The organism is Bradyrhizobium sp. sBnM-33 (assembly GCF_032917945.1).
In the GTDB taxonomy this organism is placed as follows: domain Bacteria; phylum Pseudomonadota; class Alphaproteobacteria; order Rhizobiales; family Xanthobacteraceae; genus Bradyrhizobium.
On the sequence record NZ_CP136624.1, the window covers coordinates 8,763,925 to 8,783,210 of the forward strand.

Genomic DNA, 19,286 nt, shown 5'->3' on the forward strand with positions numbered 1-19,286 from the left:
TTTAATCAAGCGCCTATGGCGCGAAGCGCCACGGGGTTGGTCGGATCAATATTGACGCGCGCAAGCTGGCGCATCTCGGCGAGCGCCAGTAGATAGGACACGACCGACTCTCCGCCGCAATTTTCATTGGCGCGGTCAGGATGCAGCCCGTCGCGGCAAGTGCCGGTATCGGAATCGACCAGCGCCACCGACAGGTCGTTGCCGCCGAAAAACCAGGAAAAAACCCTGGCCGCGATCGCCTTCCATTCGGCGTCGCCCTCCGCCCGCCAGGCGACCAGACATGCCGCAATCGTTGCGCTGGCCTCCACCGGCTGCTGATCGAACGCGCCAGGAGGCTTTCGAAGTCGTCCGAAGCTCGTCGTACCCACGGGACGGAAATGCCCAGTTGACGTCGTCTGCTGTGTCATCAACCAGCGCAGGGTTCTCAAGCCAGCATCGGTATAGGCCGGCGTTTGCGTTGCAAAGCCCGTAGCGATCAGTGCCTGCGGGAGGCGGGCGTTGTCATACGCCAGGCCTTCCTCGAACCACACCCAGTTGGGCGTCTCGACCAAATCCAGGCCCGAAACCAGTCCGTCGGCAAGAGAATGCCTGATCTCACGGGCGCGCTGATCATCCGGAGTTACGGCACAATAGGCGTCGAGGCCGAGCAGCGTGAAGGCCATTGCGCGAGGCGAACGAAAGCTCGCGGCGGTCGACAGAGCTTCGGCAAACAAGGCCGCTGCCCAGCGACGCCGTGACCGGCTGGCATCCTTCCGCGCGCATTCGCCCAGGGCCCACAGAGTTCGCCCGTGACTGTCCTCGGAGCCTTTATCTTCGAGCCAGGTCCGGTTGAAACCCATGAAGTTGCGAAAGCGTCTGGTATCGGGATTCCACGCATGCTGCACAAAGGCGGCAAAGCGGCCCGTCTGGCTTTCCGAAAGCGGGTGCTCGCCCGGTTCATTGAGCGCGCAGGCCAGCAGCAACGCGCGGGCGTTGTCGTCCACGCAGTAGCCGTGCGCACGATCAGGTACCGAATGCACGGCGTGCTGAAACAGGCCGGTATCGTCGCACATCGACAGGAAATGGCCCAATTGCATGTCGGGCACGGCGGGGCGGTGCGGCGCGATTGCGTCCGGTCGGGCACGCGCAATCACCTTCAGCCGGTGGCCGTGCCGTGCATTGTCGAAGGTGGTCATGTAACGCTCGGCTGTGCGCTCCCATGTCATCGATCGGCTGGCAGCGTAGGCGCGCTCGCGCATCGCCTGACGGCGAGGACCGTCGGTAAGCAGGCCCGCTATTTCGTTGCCGATCCCCATCGCGTCGCCAAAGGAAACGAGAACGCCGCGGCCGTCGGCCAGCAGTTCGCGCGCATGCCAATAAGGTGTTGAGACGACCGGCTTGCCGAGGCCGAAGCTGTAGGCCAGCGTGCCCGACGTCATCTGCGCCTCGTTGAGATAGGGCGTGACATAGACGTCGCACATTGAAATGAATTCGAGCAGCGTGGCCTGATCCACGAACTGGTCGAGGAATACGACGTGATCCTCGACGCCAAGTTTGCGCACGCGTGCCATCAGGCTGCCGCGATAGGCTTCGCCCTGGTCACGAACCAGATTGGGATGCGTCGCACCAAGTACCACATAGACCGCGTCCGGCCGTCTTTTCAGGATCGAGGGCATGGCGTCGATCATGACCTCAATGCCCTTGCTGGGGGACAGCAGGCCGAACGTCAGAATGACCGACCGGTTGCTGAATCCGAGCTTGGCCTTTGCCTCGTCCGGCGCGACGAACGGAAAGTCGGGGATGCCATGGGCTATGACCTCGATCTTGTCGTCCGGCACGCGATAGACGTTGCGCAGCAGTTCACGGCCCTTGTTGGCCATCACGACGACCTTCGAGGAGATCTCGACGATGCGCTCCATCACCGCGCGTTGAGCCGCGGTCGGCGCGGCCAGCACCGTGTGCAGCGTCGTGACGACCGGCATGGTAAGGCGCGACAGCAGTTCCAGGATATGAGCCCCGGCCTCGCCGCCGAAAATTCCGAACTCGTGCTGCAGACAGACGATGTCGAACCGGCCGGCGTTGAGAAACGCCGCACCGGCCACATACTCCTCGACGCTGGCGTCCTTGATCTGCAACGCGACCGAGGCCGGATAGTCATAGGTCTGATCGTGGTCGGTCATCGCCACGATGCAGGTTTGCAGGTTTGGCTCCGAATTCGAGATTGCGCGTTGCAGGTCGGTCGAAAATGTCGCAATTCCGCAGCGGCGAGGCAACGAATTGCCGATCACGGCGATTCTGCGTAGCGGCGTCACGTGTGCGCCTCGGCCAGGCCGGTGAGTTTCGCCACGTCGGAAGCAACGGACCGAGCAGGCTTGATCGATTGCCCGGAAAGCCTGTGCAAAAGGGAGCCGATCGGACCGCTTGCGGGATATGCGACCAGGGCGGTTAGCCCGTTGGCACCGACTTCGATGCTGGCGCGACCGCCGCCGACGAAGATCGCCTGCCCGACGGACAGCGCGGCCAATCCGATCGCCGCATGGCCGTCGAGAGCGAGAACCCAAGTCTCCGAATCGGCGAGCAGCGCCCAGCTTGAACCCTCGGGCAACTCAAGCCGCTCGAGCACAAAATGCTGGCTCGCGACCAGAACCGTCCGCTCAAGAGTCAGGCGGACTGGATGACGTGGAGGTCGAAGTGGAGCGATGTTCGCGACTGCGACCCCATTGTCGATGTGCAGTTCACGCTGCCTGCCGTAGTCGAACAGGCGGAATGTCGTATCGCTGCGCTGTTGAATCTCGGCGAGCACGATGCCGGCGCCGAGAGCGTGGATGGTCCCAGCCGGAATGAAGATGACATCGCCTTTCGCAACCGGACGCCATTGAACCAGATCAACGATCGAGCCATTCGTGATCGCCGTCCGTAGTTCCTGTGGTGTGATCCGTCGATTCAGGCCGACGCCGATCTGCGCGCCCGGCTCCGCCGAGATGATGTACCATGCCTCGCTCTTGCCGTTCGGCATCCCCATTGCGCGCGCAAACGTATCGTCCGGATGGACCTGGATCGACAATGGCGCGCTGCTGAACAGCAACTTGAGAAGCAAGGCAGGAGTCGGCGCATTGCTGTCGGCGCGCTCGAACCAAAGCTCTCCCACCGCACCCCCGGTACCGTCGATGCTGCTCCATGGCTGGAGATCGCTGACGCCCCAGGGCTTGGGCATGGCCCGTACGGACGCGTGTTCGATGGGCATAGGATCTCCTGACCCATGACGCGCATGCCGAAGCGACATGCCGTTGGTCGATATCATCAGCAGGATGTGTGGCTAAGCGTCGCGTCTGCCGGACACGCCTTGTTGCGGAACCGGTTACCCTGTTGCTCATATGGATACTGCCGCACCCAATAGCAACCATTTTGCTTCGCGCCCGGTCGATATAGCGCAAGACGGCACACCGAGGACGGCATAGGCGGACTGGAGATCGATCCCAGCTCCACATCACGCTGCTCTCGCCATCGGAAAGATGCGGCACGCTGACCCTTGCCTCCGCTTCGGGATTTCGCTCGACATCGTCATGAAAAGAGCGTCTGCTATACGGATCACCGCCCCTTCATTGGCTGCTATCGGTGACTGAGAGTCTTGTACTCCCGCCACACGACGGGCGGTTAATATGTCCACCAGCCAACAATTCAATCTGCGAGAGTGGCTGGTACCTCCAATCCTGGTACCAGTTGTTCTTGGTCTCCTGATCGCTGGAGCAGTTATTGTCCAGTGGTAACGCCGCAGTGACGGAAGACGCGCATCACGATGCGCCAACCGCGGCTTTTGAAACCAGCTTCCACGCAGATCAAATCATCGCGGTGAACGCGAAAGGAATAACGATGAAAAAATCCGTGCTTTCAATTGAAGAACCAGAGCCGAAGAAGGCGGTGCGGGCCGACAGGCCTCCGACCGAAGGGTTCGCGACGATTGTCGACGGCCATTTCAAATCGGAGTTTGATACGATCGAGGCTGCCGAGGTCTCCGGTCGTAAGCTGAAGACCGCCTATCCGATGCTTCAGGTCCAGATCTACGATGCCGCCATGAGGGTGCGTACCTTGTTGAGCTAGCAAAGCTGGCTGTCGCGCCGTTTGTCGCCTGTGCGAAGAAAAAGCCCTCTACCGGCCGGCGCCTCCATCTCAGCAACCGCGGCAGATATTCTTCAGCTTGGCGTTGGTCCTGGCGTCTTCTGCGCTGAAAGGATCTTTGTAGGCGTCTCGCGACGGGTCTTTTTCGGGGATAAGGGGCTTTTCCATTTTCGGAGGATGCGCGGCGTCGTAGCACGACAGGCGCGCATTGGCGTTGTCGATCGCACGGCACTCTGGCGCAGCGGCAAGAGCGCCCGACGCACATGCGCATAGTGCCAGCACGGCGAGAGTCGTTTTCATCCGAGTTCCTTTCCCGATTGGTCGCAGTTCAAATCAAGCAGGTCGACGCGCGGCGACCGTCGTCACGCAACCTCGTCGGTCCAGACCTTGAAGCCGACCAATGTGTTCGGCCCAAAGGTCTGGGTGATCGGCACGTCGGAAGCGTCGCGCCCCTGCGCAATCAGGATGCGACCGATCCTTGGCACGTTATTGCGCGGATCGAACGTACGCCAGTGCCCACCGACATAGGCTTCGAACCAGCCGGCGAAATCGCCTGCAGCCCACGGCTTCGGCGTGCCGATGTCGCTGAGATAGCCCGTGCAATAGCGCGCGGGAATGTTCATGCAGCGGCAGAACGCAACGGCAAGATGGGCGTAGTCGCGGCAGACGCCCTTGCCTTCCTGGTAAGCCTCCCACGCTGTCTTGCTGGCGCGAGCATACTCATATCCGAAGGCGATGTGATGGTGGACGAAATCGCAGATCGCCTGGACTCGCGCCCAGCCCGGCGGCTTTTTCCCGAACAATTGCCAGGCGATTTCCGAAAGCCGGTCGGTCTCGCAATAGCGGCTGCCGAGCAGATAGGCCAAAGTGTCCGGGGGCAGGTCCTCGACCGCGTGCTGAACGGCGGAAGTAAACACCGGATCTGGCAGACCGCTGTCGCGAACGACGCCGTCGGCCGCAAGACGCACGCGGCCGGCGGGCGCAACCATGCGGCTGCACCAATTGCCAAACATGTCGCGATAGGGGGTGATCTCGACGACTGGGTCGGTGGTGAGGAAATCCGGCACGATGACGTCGGACGCACGGGTGAAGTGCGTGCCCAGCACCATGATCATCGGCGTCGGCTGCGGGAAATCGTAGATCATTTCGAATCCGACGCGAATCTTCACTCGAAGGCCCTTTCCGGCTGCCGCATGCTCGAAGTGGCTACGAAGCCAGCGAATACAAGGCGGTGGCTGGCTTATTCAACCAAATGCGGCGGACGCCAAAGAAACCGATAGCTAATCGCCGGATCGAGGGCATGCGTGTCCCGCAAATTTCTGGACAGTTTGAAGACACTCCTCCCGGCATCATCGCGCGCAGCATAGATTTCCGCTCCTAGAGACGCAGCCGCTCAACAGCCGGCGGGAAGGTCACAATGAACCGATCTGCGGACCGGTGAAAAACAGTTCCGCTTTTCCCCAATCATGTTCTAAGGTCCGAGCTATTTTCCCAAGGGACCGATTGCATGAACTTGCCGATGAGCTGGGATGAATGGACCGATCATGATGGCGTGGCGCTGGCTGCGCGTGTCGCGAAGGGCGAGCTGACGGCCAAGGAACTGGCGGCGCAGGCCGCCGCCGGCATCGCGAAGGTCAATCCTGCACTGTTGGGCGTCGTCGAGGTGTTCGAGGATGCGGTCGCCGATCCCGCCACCGATGGCACCAATCTCGACGGTCCCTTTGCCGGCCTGCCGTTTCTGGTGAAGGACCTCGGTCCGACGCTCAAGGGCCGGCTGCAGGAAATGGGCTCGTTGTTCATGCGCGGCAATCGCGCCACCGCCGATACCTTCCTGACGCGGAAGATGCGCACGGCCGGGCTCAATCTGATCGGGCGCACCACGACGCCGGAATTCGGCGTTTGCAGCTCGGCCGATAATCCCGCCGTCTACGTCACGCGCAATCCCTGGAATACCGACTACAGCACCTGCGGATCGTCAGCCGGCAGTGCCGCGATGGTCGCCGCCGGCGCGGTGCCCATCGCGCACGCGACCGACGGCGGCGGCTCGATCCGGATTCCCGCCGGCGTCAACGGCAATATCGGGCTGAAAGTCTCGCGCGGCGTGTTCTCGCTGTCGCCGCACCTCTCTGATTTGAGCGGACTGGTCTCGATTCAAGGCTGCCAGTCGCGCACGGTGCGCGATACCGCCGCCTTCGTCGACGCCTGCCGCGGTCCGGCGCCGGGCGAATTCATGCCGTTCTGGAGCCCGCCGGAGCCTTACACGCGGATGATCACACGTGATCCTGCCCGGCTGAAAATCGCGCTGTCGTACCAGTGGGGCGATTACCGTGCGACGCCGCATATTGCAGCCGAGCTGCAGAAGGCCGGACGCTTTCTCGAGGGCCTTGGGCATCGCGTCGATTACGCCCTGCCCGATCTGGACTATGGCGAAGCCTTCGCGGCTCAGACCACCTGCTACATCAGCAATTTTGCCGTCGTGATCTCCAACATGCTGGCCGCGCGCGGCCTCGAACAGCCGCCGGAAGATCTGATCGAACCTATCAACATCCGGATCTGGGAGCATGGCCGGCACACGTCCTACGCGGACCGAGCGCGCATGCAGGCGGTATTCAACACGACCTCGCGCGGCTTCGGCGCGTTCTTCGAGGACTGGGACATCATCCTGACCCCCATCACGGCACTGCCGACGCCGAAGGTCGGCACCACGGAATATCTCACCATCAGCGACAATCCCGACGTGCTCGACTGGTTCGGCAATCTCTGGCGCAATTTTGCCTTTACCCCGCTCGCCAATCTCTGCGGCATCCCGGCGATCTCGCTGCCGCTCGCGACCCACGAGCACGGCCTGCCGCTCGGTATCCAGGCCATCGCCAAGCAAGCGAATGATGGGCTGCTGTTGCAGCTGGCGGCCCAGATCGAGCGCGCGATCGGCGGCAAGTGGAACGCGGGACAGACGCCGGGTGTGCATGTGACGAGAGATTCACAGCCTGACAATCACACGCCGAAAGCTTAGATGCGATCTGATTGGGCAGCGCGAGAGGGAAGCGGCGTCGCTGGGGTCAAGCAGGAGAGCAGCGATGCTGATCGACCGGAACGAGCTGGAAAATACGGTCGAGTTCGTCAGCATGGGAAACGAGGCCGTCCTTTGCCGGAAGACCGGCAAGTTTTTCTGGCTTACCGATGTCGAGGAAGACATCGAGGCGTGGCCGGACGATGCTCACGACGAGCAAAAATATCTTGTGATCCCAGACAAGAAGGGCTGCCGCAGAGCTGACGTATAGCCCCGAGGTCATTTTGTCACCTCGACCGGCACCGTGCCGCCCTGGCTGCGGCCAGCGGCCGTCGCATCCCACCAGCTGCCCAGGGCATCAAGCAACGGCACGAGCTTGAGGCCAGCCGGCGTCAGATCGTATTCCACGCGCAACGGATATCCCTCGAATTCACTGCGTTCGACAATGCCGGCCTCCTCCAGCTTGCGAAGCTCCAGAGTGAGCATCTTCTGCGAGATGGTGGGGTTGTCCCTGCGCAGATCGCTGAAGCGTTTGGTGCCCTGCTTCAGATAGTAGATCAGCAGGCTGGGCCAGCGACCGCTGATGACCTGCATCACTTCTTCGATGGGACAGCGGGAGACGAGATCTTTCATCTGACTACTCGTGGTTACAAAAAGGTGCGCAATTTACTTGGGCAGCGCGATCCGTAGATTCCAGTCACGCTGCGCAGCGTGATCGGCAGAAATCACGGAGAGCATACCAGTGGAACCGATTCTTGTTTATGGCTTCCCGGCCGGGAACTAAGGGGCTGACTGACCGCACGGATAGATGCCTCCGCAGGATTGTTCAGCGTCATGTCCAATGTGAACTGGCGACGAGAGCGCGCGTTAGAGAAACGGCGCGTAACCGGGCACGCGATCGGCACAATCAACGGTGCCGATAGTCCGGATGACACGGAACTAGAGCGCCTGCGCAATGTTCAGCTTTCAGTCGGTTGAACGCAAGGCATCAAAAATGGTTTCAGCAGACTCCGTGACACACCGGTTTGTCGAGTTGAACGGCATCAGCATCTTCTACCGTGAAGCCGGACCGCCCAATGCGCCGACGGTCCTGCTACCCCACGGCTACCCCTGCTCGTCTTACGAATTTCGCAATTTCATGCCGTTCTTGGCGGATCGCTATCGGCTTATCGCACCCGACTTTCCGGGGTGCGGCTATAGCGATACGCCAGACGACTTCGCGTACAATTTCGACGGCTATGCCGATTTTCTCGATCGATTCACCAGCCGCCTGGGCGTTGATCGTTTCGCGCTCTATCTACACGATTTCGGATCGCAGATCGGTCTTCGGCTGGCGATTCGTCGGCCCGACCGCATTGCCGCGCTGATCATTCAGAACGGCGACATCTATGAAGATGAAATGGGCCCGAAGTACGCTTCGCTCCAGCAGTATTTCCGCAATCCCACGCCGGAAGGCAGAGTCAAGCTCGGTGAAGCTGTGAGCGAGGAAGGATACCGGGATGAGTACCTGAATGACGTCCGTTCCGAGCTCGCCGAGCGCATCTCTCCGGATCTTTGGAAGCTGCATTGGTCGCTGACGACGCCCAGACGACGGGAGATCTTCATCGGCCTGATCGCGGGCTTGCGAGAGAACATCGCCTGGTTTCCGCGTTACCAGTCCTACCTACGCGACCACCAGCCACCTACGCTGATCGTCTGGGGGCCGCAGGACGGCTTCATGCCCGAAGCCTCCGCACGCGCTTATCGGCGTGACCTGCCGAACGCAGAGTTGCATTTGCTGGACGGAGGCCATTGGCTCCTGGAGACGAACCTGCCCGAAGTTGTCTCGCTTACACGCGGTTTTCTCTCGCGAATAGAACCGATAGCGAGATGACACCGCAGCGGCAGTTGTAGGAGATCGTAAATTCAGCGGATACTGGCGCGACCGAAAGAAAGATGCTGGGCACTGTTATGTCAGCGGGAGACGAGATCTTTCATCTGACTACTCGTGGTTACAAAAAGGTGCGTAATTTACTTGGGCAGCCCGATCCGTAGATTCCAGTCACGCTGCGCAGCGTGATCGGCAGAAATCACGGAGAACATACCAATGGAACCGATACTTGTTTATGGCTTCCCGGCCGGAAGCTCGATGGGACTTGTCGCCGCCTTTGAATGGCTTGGCAAACCCCATCGGCTGTGCCGTGTCGATATGCTCGGCGAGATGCGCGACCCTTCCTATGCCCGCATCAATGCCCGGCATGAAACGCCGGTGCTGATCACGGATGCCGGGCGCGTGCTGACCGAGACGATGGCGATCGCTGCCTGGCTCGAGGCAAGAGACAGCGAGCGGTGCATCAGCTTCGCACCGCTTTCGCCGGAAGCAGACCGGATGCACCAACTGATCGGCTTTGTTAACACCGGCTTCACTGGCGCCTTCGCGCCGCTGTGGGCGGCGATGGAGATGGCGAAACCGAACCCGCAAATGCAGGCATCGCTACGCGAGTTCGGCGCCGCACGGGTGATCGAGCGGCATGACAAGCTCGAAGCCATGATCGGGAATCATCCTTTTCTCATGGGTGAGCGCCCGACCCTTGCAGACGGCGTTCTGGTCGGCGTCGCGCGCTGGCTCGACTTCCATCAAGTCGCCGATCCGGCACGCTGGCCAAAACTCGCCGCGGTGCGGCGGCGCATTGAGGCCGACCCCGCCGTCATCTATGCGACGGCGCTGGAGAGCGGAGATATCGGTTCGGGAACAGGCGCTTGTGTCGGCCATATCCCACTCGCGGATGTTATCGAGCGGTTCGGTGACCAGAGTATTATCGGTTCTGATTGAATCAGAACCGAAGCTCTAGATTCTCGTTTTGACGCGTTTGCTAGCTCGATCGCGCCAAGTGGAACGCCGGGAAGCAGCCCGGCGTCCACATGGCGGGGTTGAACGGCCGACGCGGCCAGAACCTCTATTTCCACTTCGCCAGATAGAAGCGCGGCAGCTCATCCGGGTACGGGGTGAAGTCGAGCTGCTTGGAGTGGCCGTAGGTCGTCACATAGGTGTGCAGCGGCGCCCAATAGGCTTGTTCGGTGATCTTCTTGATCGCCGCCGAATAGGCCTCCTTGCGCACCTCCGGGTTGATAGATGAGCCGCCCTGGACCAGCCATTTCTGCACGTCGGGATCGCGCGCATAGTCGTCGGCGCCGCCGTCGAAGTAGTTCGGCAGAATGGCGGAGACGTCGTTGATCGAATAGCTGCCCCAGCTCCCGAGATACATCCTCAATTCGCCGGCCTTGGCCCGCTGGATCAGCGCCGCCGTCTGGAGCTGGTTGAGCTTGGCGCGAATGCCGACCGCATGCAGATAGTTCTGCACCGAGGAGCCCCATTGCGGCAGCACGTAGCTCGCAAGCTCGACGTCGAATCCATCGGGATAACCGGCCTCGGTAAGGAGCTGCTTGGCCTTCGCCGGATTGTAGTCGTAGCTTATCGCCGCTTCGGCATCGCAGCCGAACTGCGATGGGAAGCATGGTGCGGCGGGGACGCGGCTGCCGCCAGTGACGAGCTTGTCGGCGATCGCCTTGCGGTCGATCGCGTACCAGATCGCCTGACGCACCTTGAGCTTGGTCAGGGGATTGTCGGCGCCGGTGCGGCCGGCCGCATCCATCGAGAGAAAGCCGATCCGCATCGATTCCTTGCGCACCGCCTGCAGATGCGGCATCCGGTTCACGGGCTCAAGCTGGTCCGGGTTCATGTTCCAGATCCAGTCGGCGCGGCCGGCGAGCAATTCCGTCATCTCGGTGCCGGCATCCGGCACGAAACGCACGCTCATCTTCTTGATCGCCGGCTTGCCCTTGGGGCTGCCGGCCCAGTAGTCCTCGAAGCGCTCGAAGTCGATGGTGACGCCGGGCTCTACTTTGGTGATCTTGTAGGGACCCGCGCCGACCGGCGCCTTGGCGTAACCTTCCGCACCGACCTTCTCGCGATAGGCCTTGGGATAGATCGGCAGCACCAGCGCGAAATATTCCAGCGCCGCGGGGTTTGGCCGCTTCAGCTTGACGCGCACCGAAAGATCGCCGGTCTTCTCCGCCTTGTCGATCCAGTTGTAGTTCGATGGGGTCGAGACGCGGCTCGCCGGATCGGCAACGATGTTGATGGTGTAAACGACGTCGTCGGCCGTGAACGGGCTGCCGTCATGAAACTTGACGCCCGGCCGCAGCGTGAACTCGATCGTGGTCGGGTCCGGCAGCTTCCATTCGGTGGCGAGCAGCGGTTCGAGCTTGAACGTATCGGGATTGCGGTAGACCAGCGCGTCCCAGCCCTGGTGGTGCATCACCACGCCGGTGCGCAGATTGTTGTAGAAGGGATCGATGTTGGGAAGCGCGTCGCGCATCACGATCCGCAGCGTGTCGGCGGATTTCTGCGCCGAAGCGGGCAACGCGGCGACACCTGATAGAACCGCCGTCAGAATTGCAACGCCGAGCTTGTTTTGCATACGCATGTCGCTCTCCATTATTTTATTTTCGTTTACAGGCGGCGTGAAGCACGCCCTATGCCAAATGACACTCTACCATTCCCTGGGGCGCGCGGACCATGGGCATTGGTGCCTCATGGCGGCAGCGTTCGATTGCGATGCGGCAGCGCGGGTTGAACCGGCAGCCCGGCGGAATATTGGCGGGATCCGGCATGATGTCGCCGAGACCGATATCCGGCACGCCCTTGCCCGGCTCCGGCGTCAGCACGCTTTCCAGGAGCGCCTTGGTGTAGGGGTGGCGGGGGCTGCGAAACAGCGCGTCGGTTTCGTTGCGCTCGACGAACCGGCCGAGATACATGACAGCGACTTCGCTCGCGACATGCTCGACGACGGCGAGATTGTGGCTGATGAAGAGATAGGTCAGCCCGAGATCGCGGCGCAGGTCGGCCAAGAGATTGAGGATCTGCGCCTGCACCGAGACGTCGAGCGCGCTGGTCGGCTCGTCGCAGATCACGATCCGCGGCTCCAGCACCAACGCGCGGGCAATCGCCGCCCGCTGGCGTTGCCCGCCGGAAAGTTGCGCGGGCATGCGCTCGCCCATCGCAGCCGACAGGCCGACGCGTTCGAGAATGCCGCCGACCCGGCGCTCGATCTCGCCACGCGAGAACGTGCCCTGGGCTGCAAGCGGGAGCGCGACGATATCCTTGATGCGCCGGCGCGGATTGAGCGAGGCGAACGGATCCTGGAACACCGGCTGGATCAGGCGCGCCCGCGCCTTACGGTCGAGGTCGAACAGGCGCTTGCCATCGACCAGCACGGTCCCCGCCGTCGGCTTGAGCAGCCCGAGGATCAGGCGCGCCAGCGTGGATTTGCCGCATCCGGACTCGCCGACGATGCCGAGCACGCTGCCGGCCGGCACGCTGAAGGTGACATCGTCGACCGCGACCACGCGCTTTTCCGCCGACATCAGCCCGGTGTGGACGCGGAATTCGCACCGCAGGTTTTTGACCTCGATCGCGGCGGTCATGCGGGTTGTAGCTCCGCCCAGTCCGGCTCCAGCCGGCAAAGATAATCATGCGCATCGCCCGCCGGCCGCCGCGGTATCGCGCGCGTGCAGGTTTCGTTGGCGTGCGCGCAGCGCGAGCGAAAGGCGCAGCCGGCAAAGCCGGGCCCGATCGCCGGCACGACGCCGGGGATCGAGCCGAGCGGCCGGTCGCGCTGCACCCGGCCGGGCACCGGCACGCAGGACAGCAGGCCGCGTGTGTAGGGATGTTGCGGCGCGCGGAACAGTTCTGCGGTCGGCGCGCGCTCGACCACCTCGCCGGCATACATCACCGACACGTGGTCGGCGACGCGCGCGACGATACCGAGGTCATGCGTGATCAGCAGGATCGAGAGGCCGAGCTCGCGCTTGAGGCCGGCGAGCAGCCGCAGGATCTGCGCCTGCACGGTGACATCGAGCGCGGTGGTCGGCTCGTCGGCAATCAACAGTTCCGGATCGCACATCAGCGCCATCGCGATCATGACGCGCTGGCGCAGACCGCCGGAGAGCTGGTGCGGGAATTGGCCGAGCCGCATGCCGGGCGCGGTGATGCCGACGCGGCCCATCAGTTCGGCGGCGCGGTCGAGCGCCGCCGCGCGCGAGCCGCCCTTGTGGCGCGTCATCACCTCCGCCATCTGCGAACCGATGGTGAAGGCCGGATTGAGGCTGGTCATCGGCTCCTGAAAGATCATCGCCATGCGGTTGCCGCGCAGGCGCGCCATCTCGCGGTCCGACAGCGATGTGAGGTCAATGCCGGCAAAACGCATCCGTTTCGCCGAACGCTGGCCGCCGCGGGCGAGCAGGCTCATCACCGCCAGCGCGGTGACCGACTTGCCGCAGCCGGATTCGCCCACCAGGCAATGGGTCTCGCCCTTCTCGACCCGGAACGAGGCGCCGCGCACCGCCGCGGTGCGGCCGAACGTTACCTGAAGCTCCTCCACGTCCAAGAGCGCGCTCATCGCAGCCGCTCCGCGCCGAGCAGATTGCGCAGTCCGTCGCCGACCAGATTGATGCCGAGCACCAGAACCGCCAGGGCTACGCCGGGAATCATGATCACCCAGGGCGAAAAGAACATGTAGTCCTTGCCCTCGGCGATCATCAGCCCCCAAGACGGCAGCGGCGGCGGCACGCCTAACCCCAGGAACGACAGGGCAGCCTCGAGCAGGATGGCCAGCGCCATCTCCAGCGTTGCCACGACGGCAAGATGGCTTGCGATATTCGGTAAAATCTCCTTGGTCAGGATATGCGGCATCGAGGCGCCGGCGCACCAGGCGGCGCTGACATAATCGTGGTTGCGGACCTGCATGGTGGTGGCGCGCGCGACGACCGCGAAGCGGTCCCACAACAACAGCCCGAGGGTCGCGACGACGAGCCCGAGGCCCGACCCCATCAGCCCGACCACCGCAAGCGCGACCAGCACGACGGGGATCGACAATCGCGTCGTGATGGCGAACAGCACGACATCGTCGACGCGGCCGCCGAAGAATCCGCCGAGCACGCCGAGCGTGATGCCGATCAGCCCCGACGTGATCACGGTCATGATGCCGATCAGGAGCGAAATGCGCGCGCCATAGACCAGCCGCGCGAGATAGTCCCGGCCGAGTTGGTCGGTGCCGAGCCAATGGCCCGGCTGGGTGCCCTCCATCCAGAACGGCGGCTTGAGGCGATTGCCGAGGTCCTGGGTGAACGGATCCTGCGGCACCAGCGCATTGCCGACGAGCGCCGCCGCCAGGACGACCGCGACGATGGCGATGCCGATCGCAAAGCCGGCGGTGCCGATGCGCGAGCTACCTATGCTCGACGGCTGCGGCGCCTGAATGGCAATCGGTTCGCTCATCCGGTCCTCAGCCTCGGATCAAGCAGCGCATTGAGGATGTCGGCCAACAGCGTGAGGCCGATATAGAACACGGCCAGCACCAGCACCACCGCCTGCACCACAGGGAAATCGTTCTTGGCGATGCTCTCCCAGCCGAGATAGCCGACGCCATGCAGCGCGAATACCGTTTCGATGACGATCGAGCCACCCAGCATGAAACCGAGCTGGACCGCCGCGATCGACACGACGGGAATGGCGGCGTTGCGCAGCGCGTGCTTGAAGATGATGCGCGCCCGCGACAGGCCTTTGGCGCGCGCGGTGCGGATGTAATCGGAGGCCATCGCCTCGATCATGCCGGAGCGCGTCAGCCGCGTCAGCGCCGGGATCGCGGTGAAGGCGAGCACGATGCCGGGCATCACGAAATGCTGCCAGGTGCCGGTGCCGGATATGGGCAGAATGCCGAGCTGCAGGCCGAGCACGATCATCAGAATCAGCGCCAGCCAGAAGCTCGGGACCGCCTGCCCCACCATCGTGAACAAGGTCACGCCGCGATCGAGCCAGGTGTTTTCGCGGAGCGCCGCCAGGATGCCGAGCGGTAGCGAGATAATCAAGGCGAGGCTCAGGCCGACCAGGCCGAGCGTCAGCGTGATCGGCAGGCGCTTCTGGATCAGGTTCGCCACGCTGTCCTTGAAGAAGTAGCTCTGGCCGAAATCACCGACCATGGCGCGTCCGGTCCAGGCGAAGAACTGGACGTAGAGCGGGCGGTCAAGGCCATAGGCCTTGCGGATGATTTCGACATCGGCCTGCGTCGCCTGCGGGCCTGCGATCGACACCGCGAGGTCGCCGGACAGCCGCGTCAGCAGGAACGCAAGCGTCATGACGGTCAGCGCGACCAGCAAACCGAGAGCAAGACGCCGGGCAATCAGACGCAACATATATCAGGACTCCACGACCGACCCGGGACGCGCATTCTCAGATCGGCCGCCATACAACAAAGCGAACGTGTCATCAAACAGTTGTCCCTTGCAAGAGAGGCGACGATATTTCGTGCAGGGTGTGCACGCCTTGGAATGTTGGTCTCACCTAAGATCGATTCGAGCCGCGGCTCGCAGCCGCGTTCCGATCGCGGCGTTGAGGAACGTGGTGCGAGCGTTGCGCCCGTCAACGCCACGGAGGCGAATGCAATGTGCATGCCATGGCAGGAGTTCTGACGTTCGATCAGGGCAATGCCCTCGCGCTCCAAAAAATCAAATGAATTCAAGGGCTTTGCTGCGGAGTGGCGGACCTTCCGGAGCAAACTGGGGGCACGAAGAGCGGCGAGCGATCAATGGCTCATCTGCTGCTGCGCCTGATTAAGCAGCCGGATCAGCTCAACGTGCGAGGCCCTTGAATAATCCGATGCTCACGCGCATTCCCTTGCCGGGGGCGCTATCGACATCGAAATCCGCTCTGGCGTTCTCCGTCAATGTACTGAGCATGAGGGCTGAAAGCTTTCCGGGCACAGGCCACATTGCGCCTTCGGGAAGTCCATTCCCGTCATCTGCCACCACGACCCGATAGTAGTCGTCGCGCTCCTGCAGGCATCTGACCGTCAATGTGCCCGATTGACGGCCATCAAAGGCGTACTTGAATGCATTCGTCAGCAGTTCATTGACGAGAAGTCCCACGGGCATCGCCACGTTGATTGAAATCGGAGCTTGATCGGCTTTGAGGTCCAGTCTAACGCCGTCAAGACCGTGAGTACGCGTCACCGCGGACGCAATTTGTGTAAGATACTGGCCAAGATCGATGGTTTGACCAAGACCGTCGCCGGAAAGTTCTCGGTAGAGAATGGCCAAAGATTCGATGCGTCCAGCCAGACGATCCAATGCCGCCCGGTCAGCGCTGTTTTGATTGCGAATATCAAGGCGAATGAGGGCGGCGATCAGTTGCAGATTGTTCTTTACTCGATGCTGCAACTCCTTCAGCAAAAGATCCTTATCGCGCAATTGCCGCTCAAACTCCTCACGTTGCGATTTTGCGCGCTCGGTAATGTCAATCAGCGCGACGATGCGATAGTCCTCCGTTCCGTCCTCGTTTTGGATCACGCCGGCAAATGCATCTACCAATAAGTGCTTCGGCTGCTCGCGTTGAAACGTCCCAATAAAGTCATCGCAGTTGAGTAGCGACTTGGTGAAGGTGACGTCAGGCTGTCCTTCGAGCGTGAACGACTCCAGGATCGACCAACCTCTTCCCTGGATTTCCGAGGCGGTTTGTCCCGTCAGCGCCTCATAGGACTTGTTCGCAAAAACTATGCGCTGGTCTCCACCGACTATTTTGGAGATGACCACCGCGATCGGTAAGCGATCGAGGAACAGCCTGAACTCGTGGGAGTTGATCGCTTCTGTGATATCGAGCGCATCGAACAGATCATTGACCTGCTGCGAAGCAGACGCGGAACCCTGTTCTGGGTCACCCATTTTACCTGTCCTGGTTGCCGGGCGGGATTCGCTCCTGTCCCGCTATCCATGCAGGACGTACGTGGAGAATAATAAGGCTCTGGCGCATCCATGCCAGTCAAATCCCGTGCGGCGGCGCGCGACCGTGCCTTGGGGCCGAGGGAAGGTCGTGGGGCTGAAGCTGCTTCTGGGCGACATTTGTCGCCGACATCGAGATATTTCTCGGTTCCCGGACCGCCGCGGTCGAAGCGGCTGGAACATGCAAATCTCTACCGATGGCCCGCCGCCGCGGTGCCGAGCGGCAAGACCGCGAGCGATGACGGCTTAACCGGCGTTTGCTCCTGTGTCGGAGGACGCAGCAGAGCTGCCGATTCCCTCGTGCCGTAGACGAGCATCATCGTCGAGCCGATGAGCACCATCAGGGCTGAGACGATAACCGCGAGGAAGATCCGTTCCATGAACGGTCAATGAACGGCAGCGACATCCGTTCCCTCATACTTGGGTATGTCAGCCAAGCGAAGCTTCCTTGCGCTGGCCGGCAAACAGAGGGACGTCCAGAGAGGTCCGACAGTCGTCCATGCCGCAGACCGCGTCGGACACCGAGCGCGTCAAAGCCGGCGATGGCCGAGGCCTGATGAGCCTTCAATCAAATGTAGCGCGCCGGCGCGAAGGGCGTGACGTCGTAAAGCGCGGGTACACCGTCAATCATGGCGGCGATCGCGGCGCCGGTTGCGGGACCGGTCGTGAAGCCGATGTGCTGGTTGCCGAACGCAAGCCACAGCCCGGCATGCCGGGGCGCCGGACCGATCATCGGCAGGCTGTCGGGCAGCGTCGGCCGCGAGCCGCGCCATGCATCGCCGACGGCATCGCCAAACTCGACCACGCCACGCGCGAGCGGAACCACCTGATCGAGTTGGGCGAACGAGGAAGGCGCATCGCGATCGGTCAATTCGACGCCCGAAGTGACGCGGATGCCCTGCTCCATCGGCGTCATGATGAAGCCACCGTCGATGTCGTAGATCGGACGCCGCAACGATCGCGCCGGGTTCGGCTTGAATTCGCGATGATAGCCGCGTTCATAGGCCAGCGGCACGCGATAGCCGAGCGGCCGCAACATATCCGCAGACCAGGGTCCCAGCGCGACCACCACATGCCGCGCCGAAATCTCGCCATCGGCCAGCACCACGCGCCAGCCATGGCCGTCGGGTATGATCGCCTTGATGTCCGCCTGCCTGAGTTGGCCGCCGGCATTCGCGAACATCCGCGCATAGGCCCTGACCACCTCGCCTGGCGAGTCGACCGAGGCGGTCTGGGTGTGCAGCAGGCCCACTTTGTAGACCGGCACGATGTCCGGCTCGAGCGCGGAGATGGCCTGGCGATCGAGCCATTCACTGGCAATGCCGTACTCGGCCAGCATGGCCTGCTCCTGCTTCGCCGCGAGAACCGCATCGCTTCGCCACGCCCTGAGCCAGCCGGTCTCGCGAATGCGATGTCCCGCTCCCGCTTGCACGATCCATTCCCGATGCAGTCTGGCCGATGCACCGATCAAGCCATGCAGCGCGATCGCGCGCGGCTCAAGTCGCGCCGCGGCCGAATCGGCCAGAAAGCGCGCCACCCAGCCCGCGTTCTTTACCGCCCACAACGGATTCCAACGCAATGCCGCGTGGCGGTTGGTCAGGTATTTCGGCAGCGACCTCCACAGCGATGGATTGTTGAGCGGCGTGATCGAGCCGCTGCTGATGATGCCGGCATTGCCGTATGAGGTCTCGCTGCCCGGCTCGCGCCGATCGACGAGTACGACCGGCATCCCGCGCTGCCGCGCGGCAAAGGCCGTCGACACGCCGACGATGCCCGCGCCGAGCACCACGACATCCGCTTTATCTTCCAACATTACTTTCCAAACACCTTCCAAGGAGATCTTACAAAAGAGATTTCACATCATGGTCGCGCCAACGCCGACCGGCAACAACGGAAAGTTCCCCCTCCCAACAAATCATCACCAAAACGCCGCATGTGAGTCCGCAACCTTTCTGACTGCCGTGGCTTCTTGCATCGCGACGTTCGTCGCATTCCAGCCAACCTTCATAGGAGTTGACTATATGGCTGCACTACTCGGAAACGTGCTTGGTACCGTCGATGGCCTGCTCGGAACCGCCACCGGTGTACTTGGCGGCGCAAGCGCCAGCGGTAGCGCTTCTGCCAGCGCCAGCGGCACGGCGGACCTGTCGCACACGCTCGATCTCGGCGCGGTGATTGAGACCAGCCCGAGCATCGACCTCTCGGCAGGGCTCGACGGTATCGACAGCTCGGTTTCCGCACCGACATTGATCGGCGCCAGCGCCGATGTCGGCCATCTCGATGTCGGTGGCCTGCTCCACGGCCTCGCCTAACTCCAGTTGAGTTCGGACATTCCCAAACTGCGCGGCGTGGGGAGCGTATTCCCACG

At 62.3% G+C, this 19,286-nt stretch carries 19 protein-coding genes; 6 read left to right on the forward strand and 13 right to left on the reverse strand.

Annotation, left to right across the window (positions count from 1 at the left end; genetic code table 11):
• Positions 1-5: 5 nt before the first annotated feature.
• Complete coding sequence (locus RX328_RS41225) at positions 6-2,291, reverse strand: glycosyltransferase family 4 protein (protein ID WP_213254572.1); 2,286 nt, start codon at positions 2,289-2,291, stop codon at positions 6-8.
• Positions 2,288-3,223, reverse strand: a complete 936-nt coding sequence (locus RX328_RS41230; RefSeq protein WP_213254570.1) for a class I mannose-6-phosphate isomerase — start codon at positions 3,221-3,223, stop codon at positions 2,288-2,290. The genes RX328_RS41225 and RX328_RS41230 overlap by 4 nt, the downstream gene beginning before the upstream one ends.
• A gap of 509 nt (positions 3,224-3,732) precedes the next feature.
• Here RX328_RS41230 and RX328_RS41235 point away from each other — a divergent pair.
• On the forward strand, positions 3,733-4,077 hold the full coding sequence (locus tag RX328_RS41235) for a hypothetical protein (RefSeq protein ID WP_249726979.1): 345 nt from the start codon (positions 3,733-3,735) through the stop codon (positions 4,075-4,077).
• A gap of 69 nt (positions 4,078-4,146) precedes the next feature.
• On the opposite strand, the gene RX328_RS41240 is transcribed toward RX328_RS41235, so the two are convergent.
• Positions 4,147-4,395, reverse strand: coding sequence for a hypothetical protein (locus tag RX328_RS41240; RefSeq protein ID WP_213254568.1), 249 nt, complete (start codon positions 4,393-4,395; stop codon positions 4,147-4,149).
• A 62-nt stretch (positions 4,396-4,457) separates the two neighbouring features.
• On the reverse strand, positions 4,458-5,264 hold the full coding sequence (locus RX328_RS41245; protein ID WP_213254566.1) for a transglutaminase-like domain-containing protein: 807 nt from the start codon (positions 5,262-5,264) through the stop codon (positions 4,458-4,460).
• 338 nt (positions 5,265-5,602) lie between these two features.
• Here RX328_RS41245 and RX328_RS41250 point away from each other — a divergent pair, with 338 nt between their 5' ends.
• Together RX328_RS41250 and RX328_RS41255 are read left to right on the forward strand one after the other, a co-directional pair.
• Positions 5,603-7,108 carry an amidase gene (locus RX328_RS41250; protein ID WP_213254564.1) on the forward strand — a complete coding sequence of 502 codons (1,506 nt, stop codon included), beginning with the start codon at positions 5,603-5,605 and terminating at the stop codon, positions 7,106-7,108.
• 64 nt (positions 7,109-7,172) lie between these two features.
• Positions 7,173-7,376: a hypothetical protein gene (locus tag RX328_RS41255; protein ID WP_213254562.1), complete on the forward strand. Its 204-nt coding sequence runs from the start codon at positions 7,173-7,175 to the stop codon at positions 7,374-7,376.
• Positions 7,377-7,384: 8 nt separating this feature from the next.
• Here the strand turns inward: RX328_RS41255 and RX328_RS41260 are convergent, their stop codons facing one another.
• Positions 7,385-7,738, reverse strand: a complete 354-nt coding sequence (locus RX328_RS41260) for a winged helix-turn-helix transcriptional regulator (protein ID WP_213254560.1) — start codon at positions 7,736-7,738, stop codon at positions 7,385-7,387.
• 361 nt (positions 7,739-8,099) lie between these two features.
• On the opposite strand from RX328_RS41260, the gene RX328_RS41265 reads away from it, so the two are divergent.
• A complete protein-coding gene (locus tag RX328_RS41265) occupies positions 8,100-8,978 on the forward strand; it encodes an alpha/beta fold hydrolase (RefSeq protein WP_213254588.1) in 879 nt (292 codons plus the stop codon).
• 213 nt (positions 8,979-9,191) lie between these two features.
• Positions 9,192-9,917: a glutathione S-transferase family protein gene (locus RX328_RS41270; protein ID WP_213254558.1), complete on the forward strand. Its 726-nt coding sequence runs from the start codon at positions 9,192-9,194 to the stop codon at positions 9,915-9,917.
• A 124-nt stretch (positions 9,918-10,041) separates the two neighbouring features.
• Here RX328_RS41270 and RX328_RS41275 read toward each other — a convergent pair whose 3' ends face one another.
• The 8 genes from RX328_RS41275 to RX328_RS41310 all read right to left on the reverse strand — a co-directional run bounded on the left by RX328_RS41275 (position 10,042) and on the right by RX328_RS41310 (position 18,728).
• Complete coding sequence (locus tag RX328_RS41275; RefSeq protein WP_213254556.1) at positions 10,042-11,571, reverse strand: ABC transporter substrate-binding protein; 1,530 nt, start codon at positions 11,569-11,571, stop codon at positions 10,042-10,044.
• Positions 11,572-11,620: 49 nt separating this feature from the next.
• A complete protein-coding gene (locus RX328_RS41280; protein WP_213254553.1) occupies positions 11,621-12,571 on the reverse strand; it encodes an ABC transporter ATP-binding protein in 951 nt (316 codons plus the stop codon).
• A complete protein-coding gene (locus tag RX328_RS41285; RefSeq protein WP_213254552.1) occupies positions 12,568-13,545 on the reverse strand; it encodes an ABC transporter ATP-binding protein in 978 nt (325 codons plus the stop codon). The genes RX328_RS41280 and RX328_RS41285 overlap by 4 nt, the downstream gene beginning before the upstream one ends.
• Positions 13,542-14,423 (reverse strand): ABC transporter permease, encoded by an 882-nt coding sequence (locus RX328_RS41290; RefSeq protein ID WP_213254550.1) that lies wholly within the window; start codon positions 14,421-14,423, stop codon positions 13,542-13,544. Before RX328_RS41290 ends, RX328_RS41285 begins: the two co-directional genes overlap by 4 nt.
• Positions 14,420-15,337 carry an ABC transporter permease gene (locus RX328_RS41295; RefSeq protein WP_213254548.1) on the reverse strand — a complete coding sequence of 306 codons (918 nt, stop codon included), beginning with the start codon at positions 15,335-15,337 and terminating at the stop codon, positions 14,420-14,422. The genes RX328_RS41290 and RX328_RS41295 overlap by 4 nt, the downstream gene beginning before the upstream one ends.
• Before the next feature lie 435 nt (positions 15,338-15,772).
• On the reverse strand, positions 15,773-16,861 hold the full coding sequence (locus RX328_RS41300; RefSeq protein ID WP_213254546.1) for a sensor histidine kinase: 1,089 nt from the start codon (positions 16,859-16,861) through the stop codon (positions 15,773-15,775).
• 248 nt (positions 16,862-17,109) lie between these two features.
• Complete coding sequence (locus RX328_RS41305; RefSeq protein ID WP_213254544.1) at positions 17,110-17,298, reverse strand: hypothetical protein; 189 nt, start codon at positions 17,296-17,298, stop codon at positions 17,110-17,112.
• A gap of 188 nt (positions 17,299-17,486) precedes the next feature.
• Positions 17,487-18,728, reverse strand: coding sequence for an FAD-dependent oxidoreductase (locus tag RX328_RS41310; RefSeq protein ID WP_317258593.1), 1,242 nt, complete (start codon positions 18,726-18,728; stop codon positions 17,487-17,489).
• Positions 18,729-18,939: 211 nt separating this feature from the next.
• Between RX328_RS41310 and RX328_RS41315 the strand changes: the two genes are divergently transcribed.
• The gene (locus RX328_RS41315; protein ID WP_213254540.1) at positions 18,940-19,230 is read left to right on the forward strand and encodes a hypothetical protein; all 291 of its coding nucleotides are present in this window, start codon (positions 18,940-18,942) and stop codon (positions 19,228-19,230) included.
• The last annotated feature ends 56 nt before the right edge of the window (positions 19,231-19,286 follow it).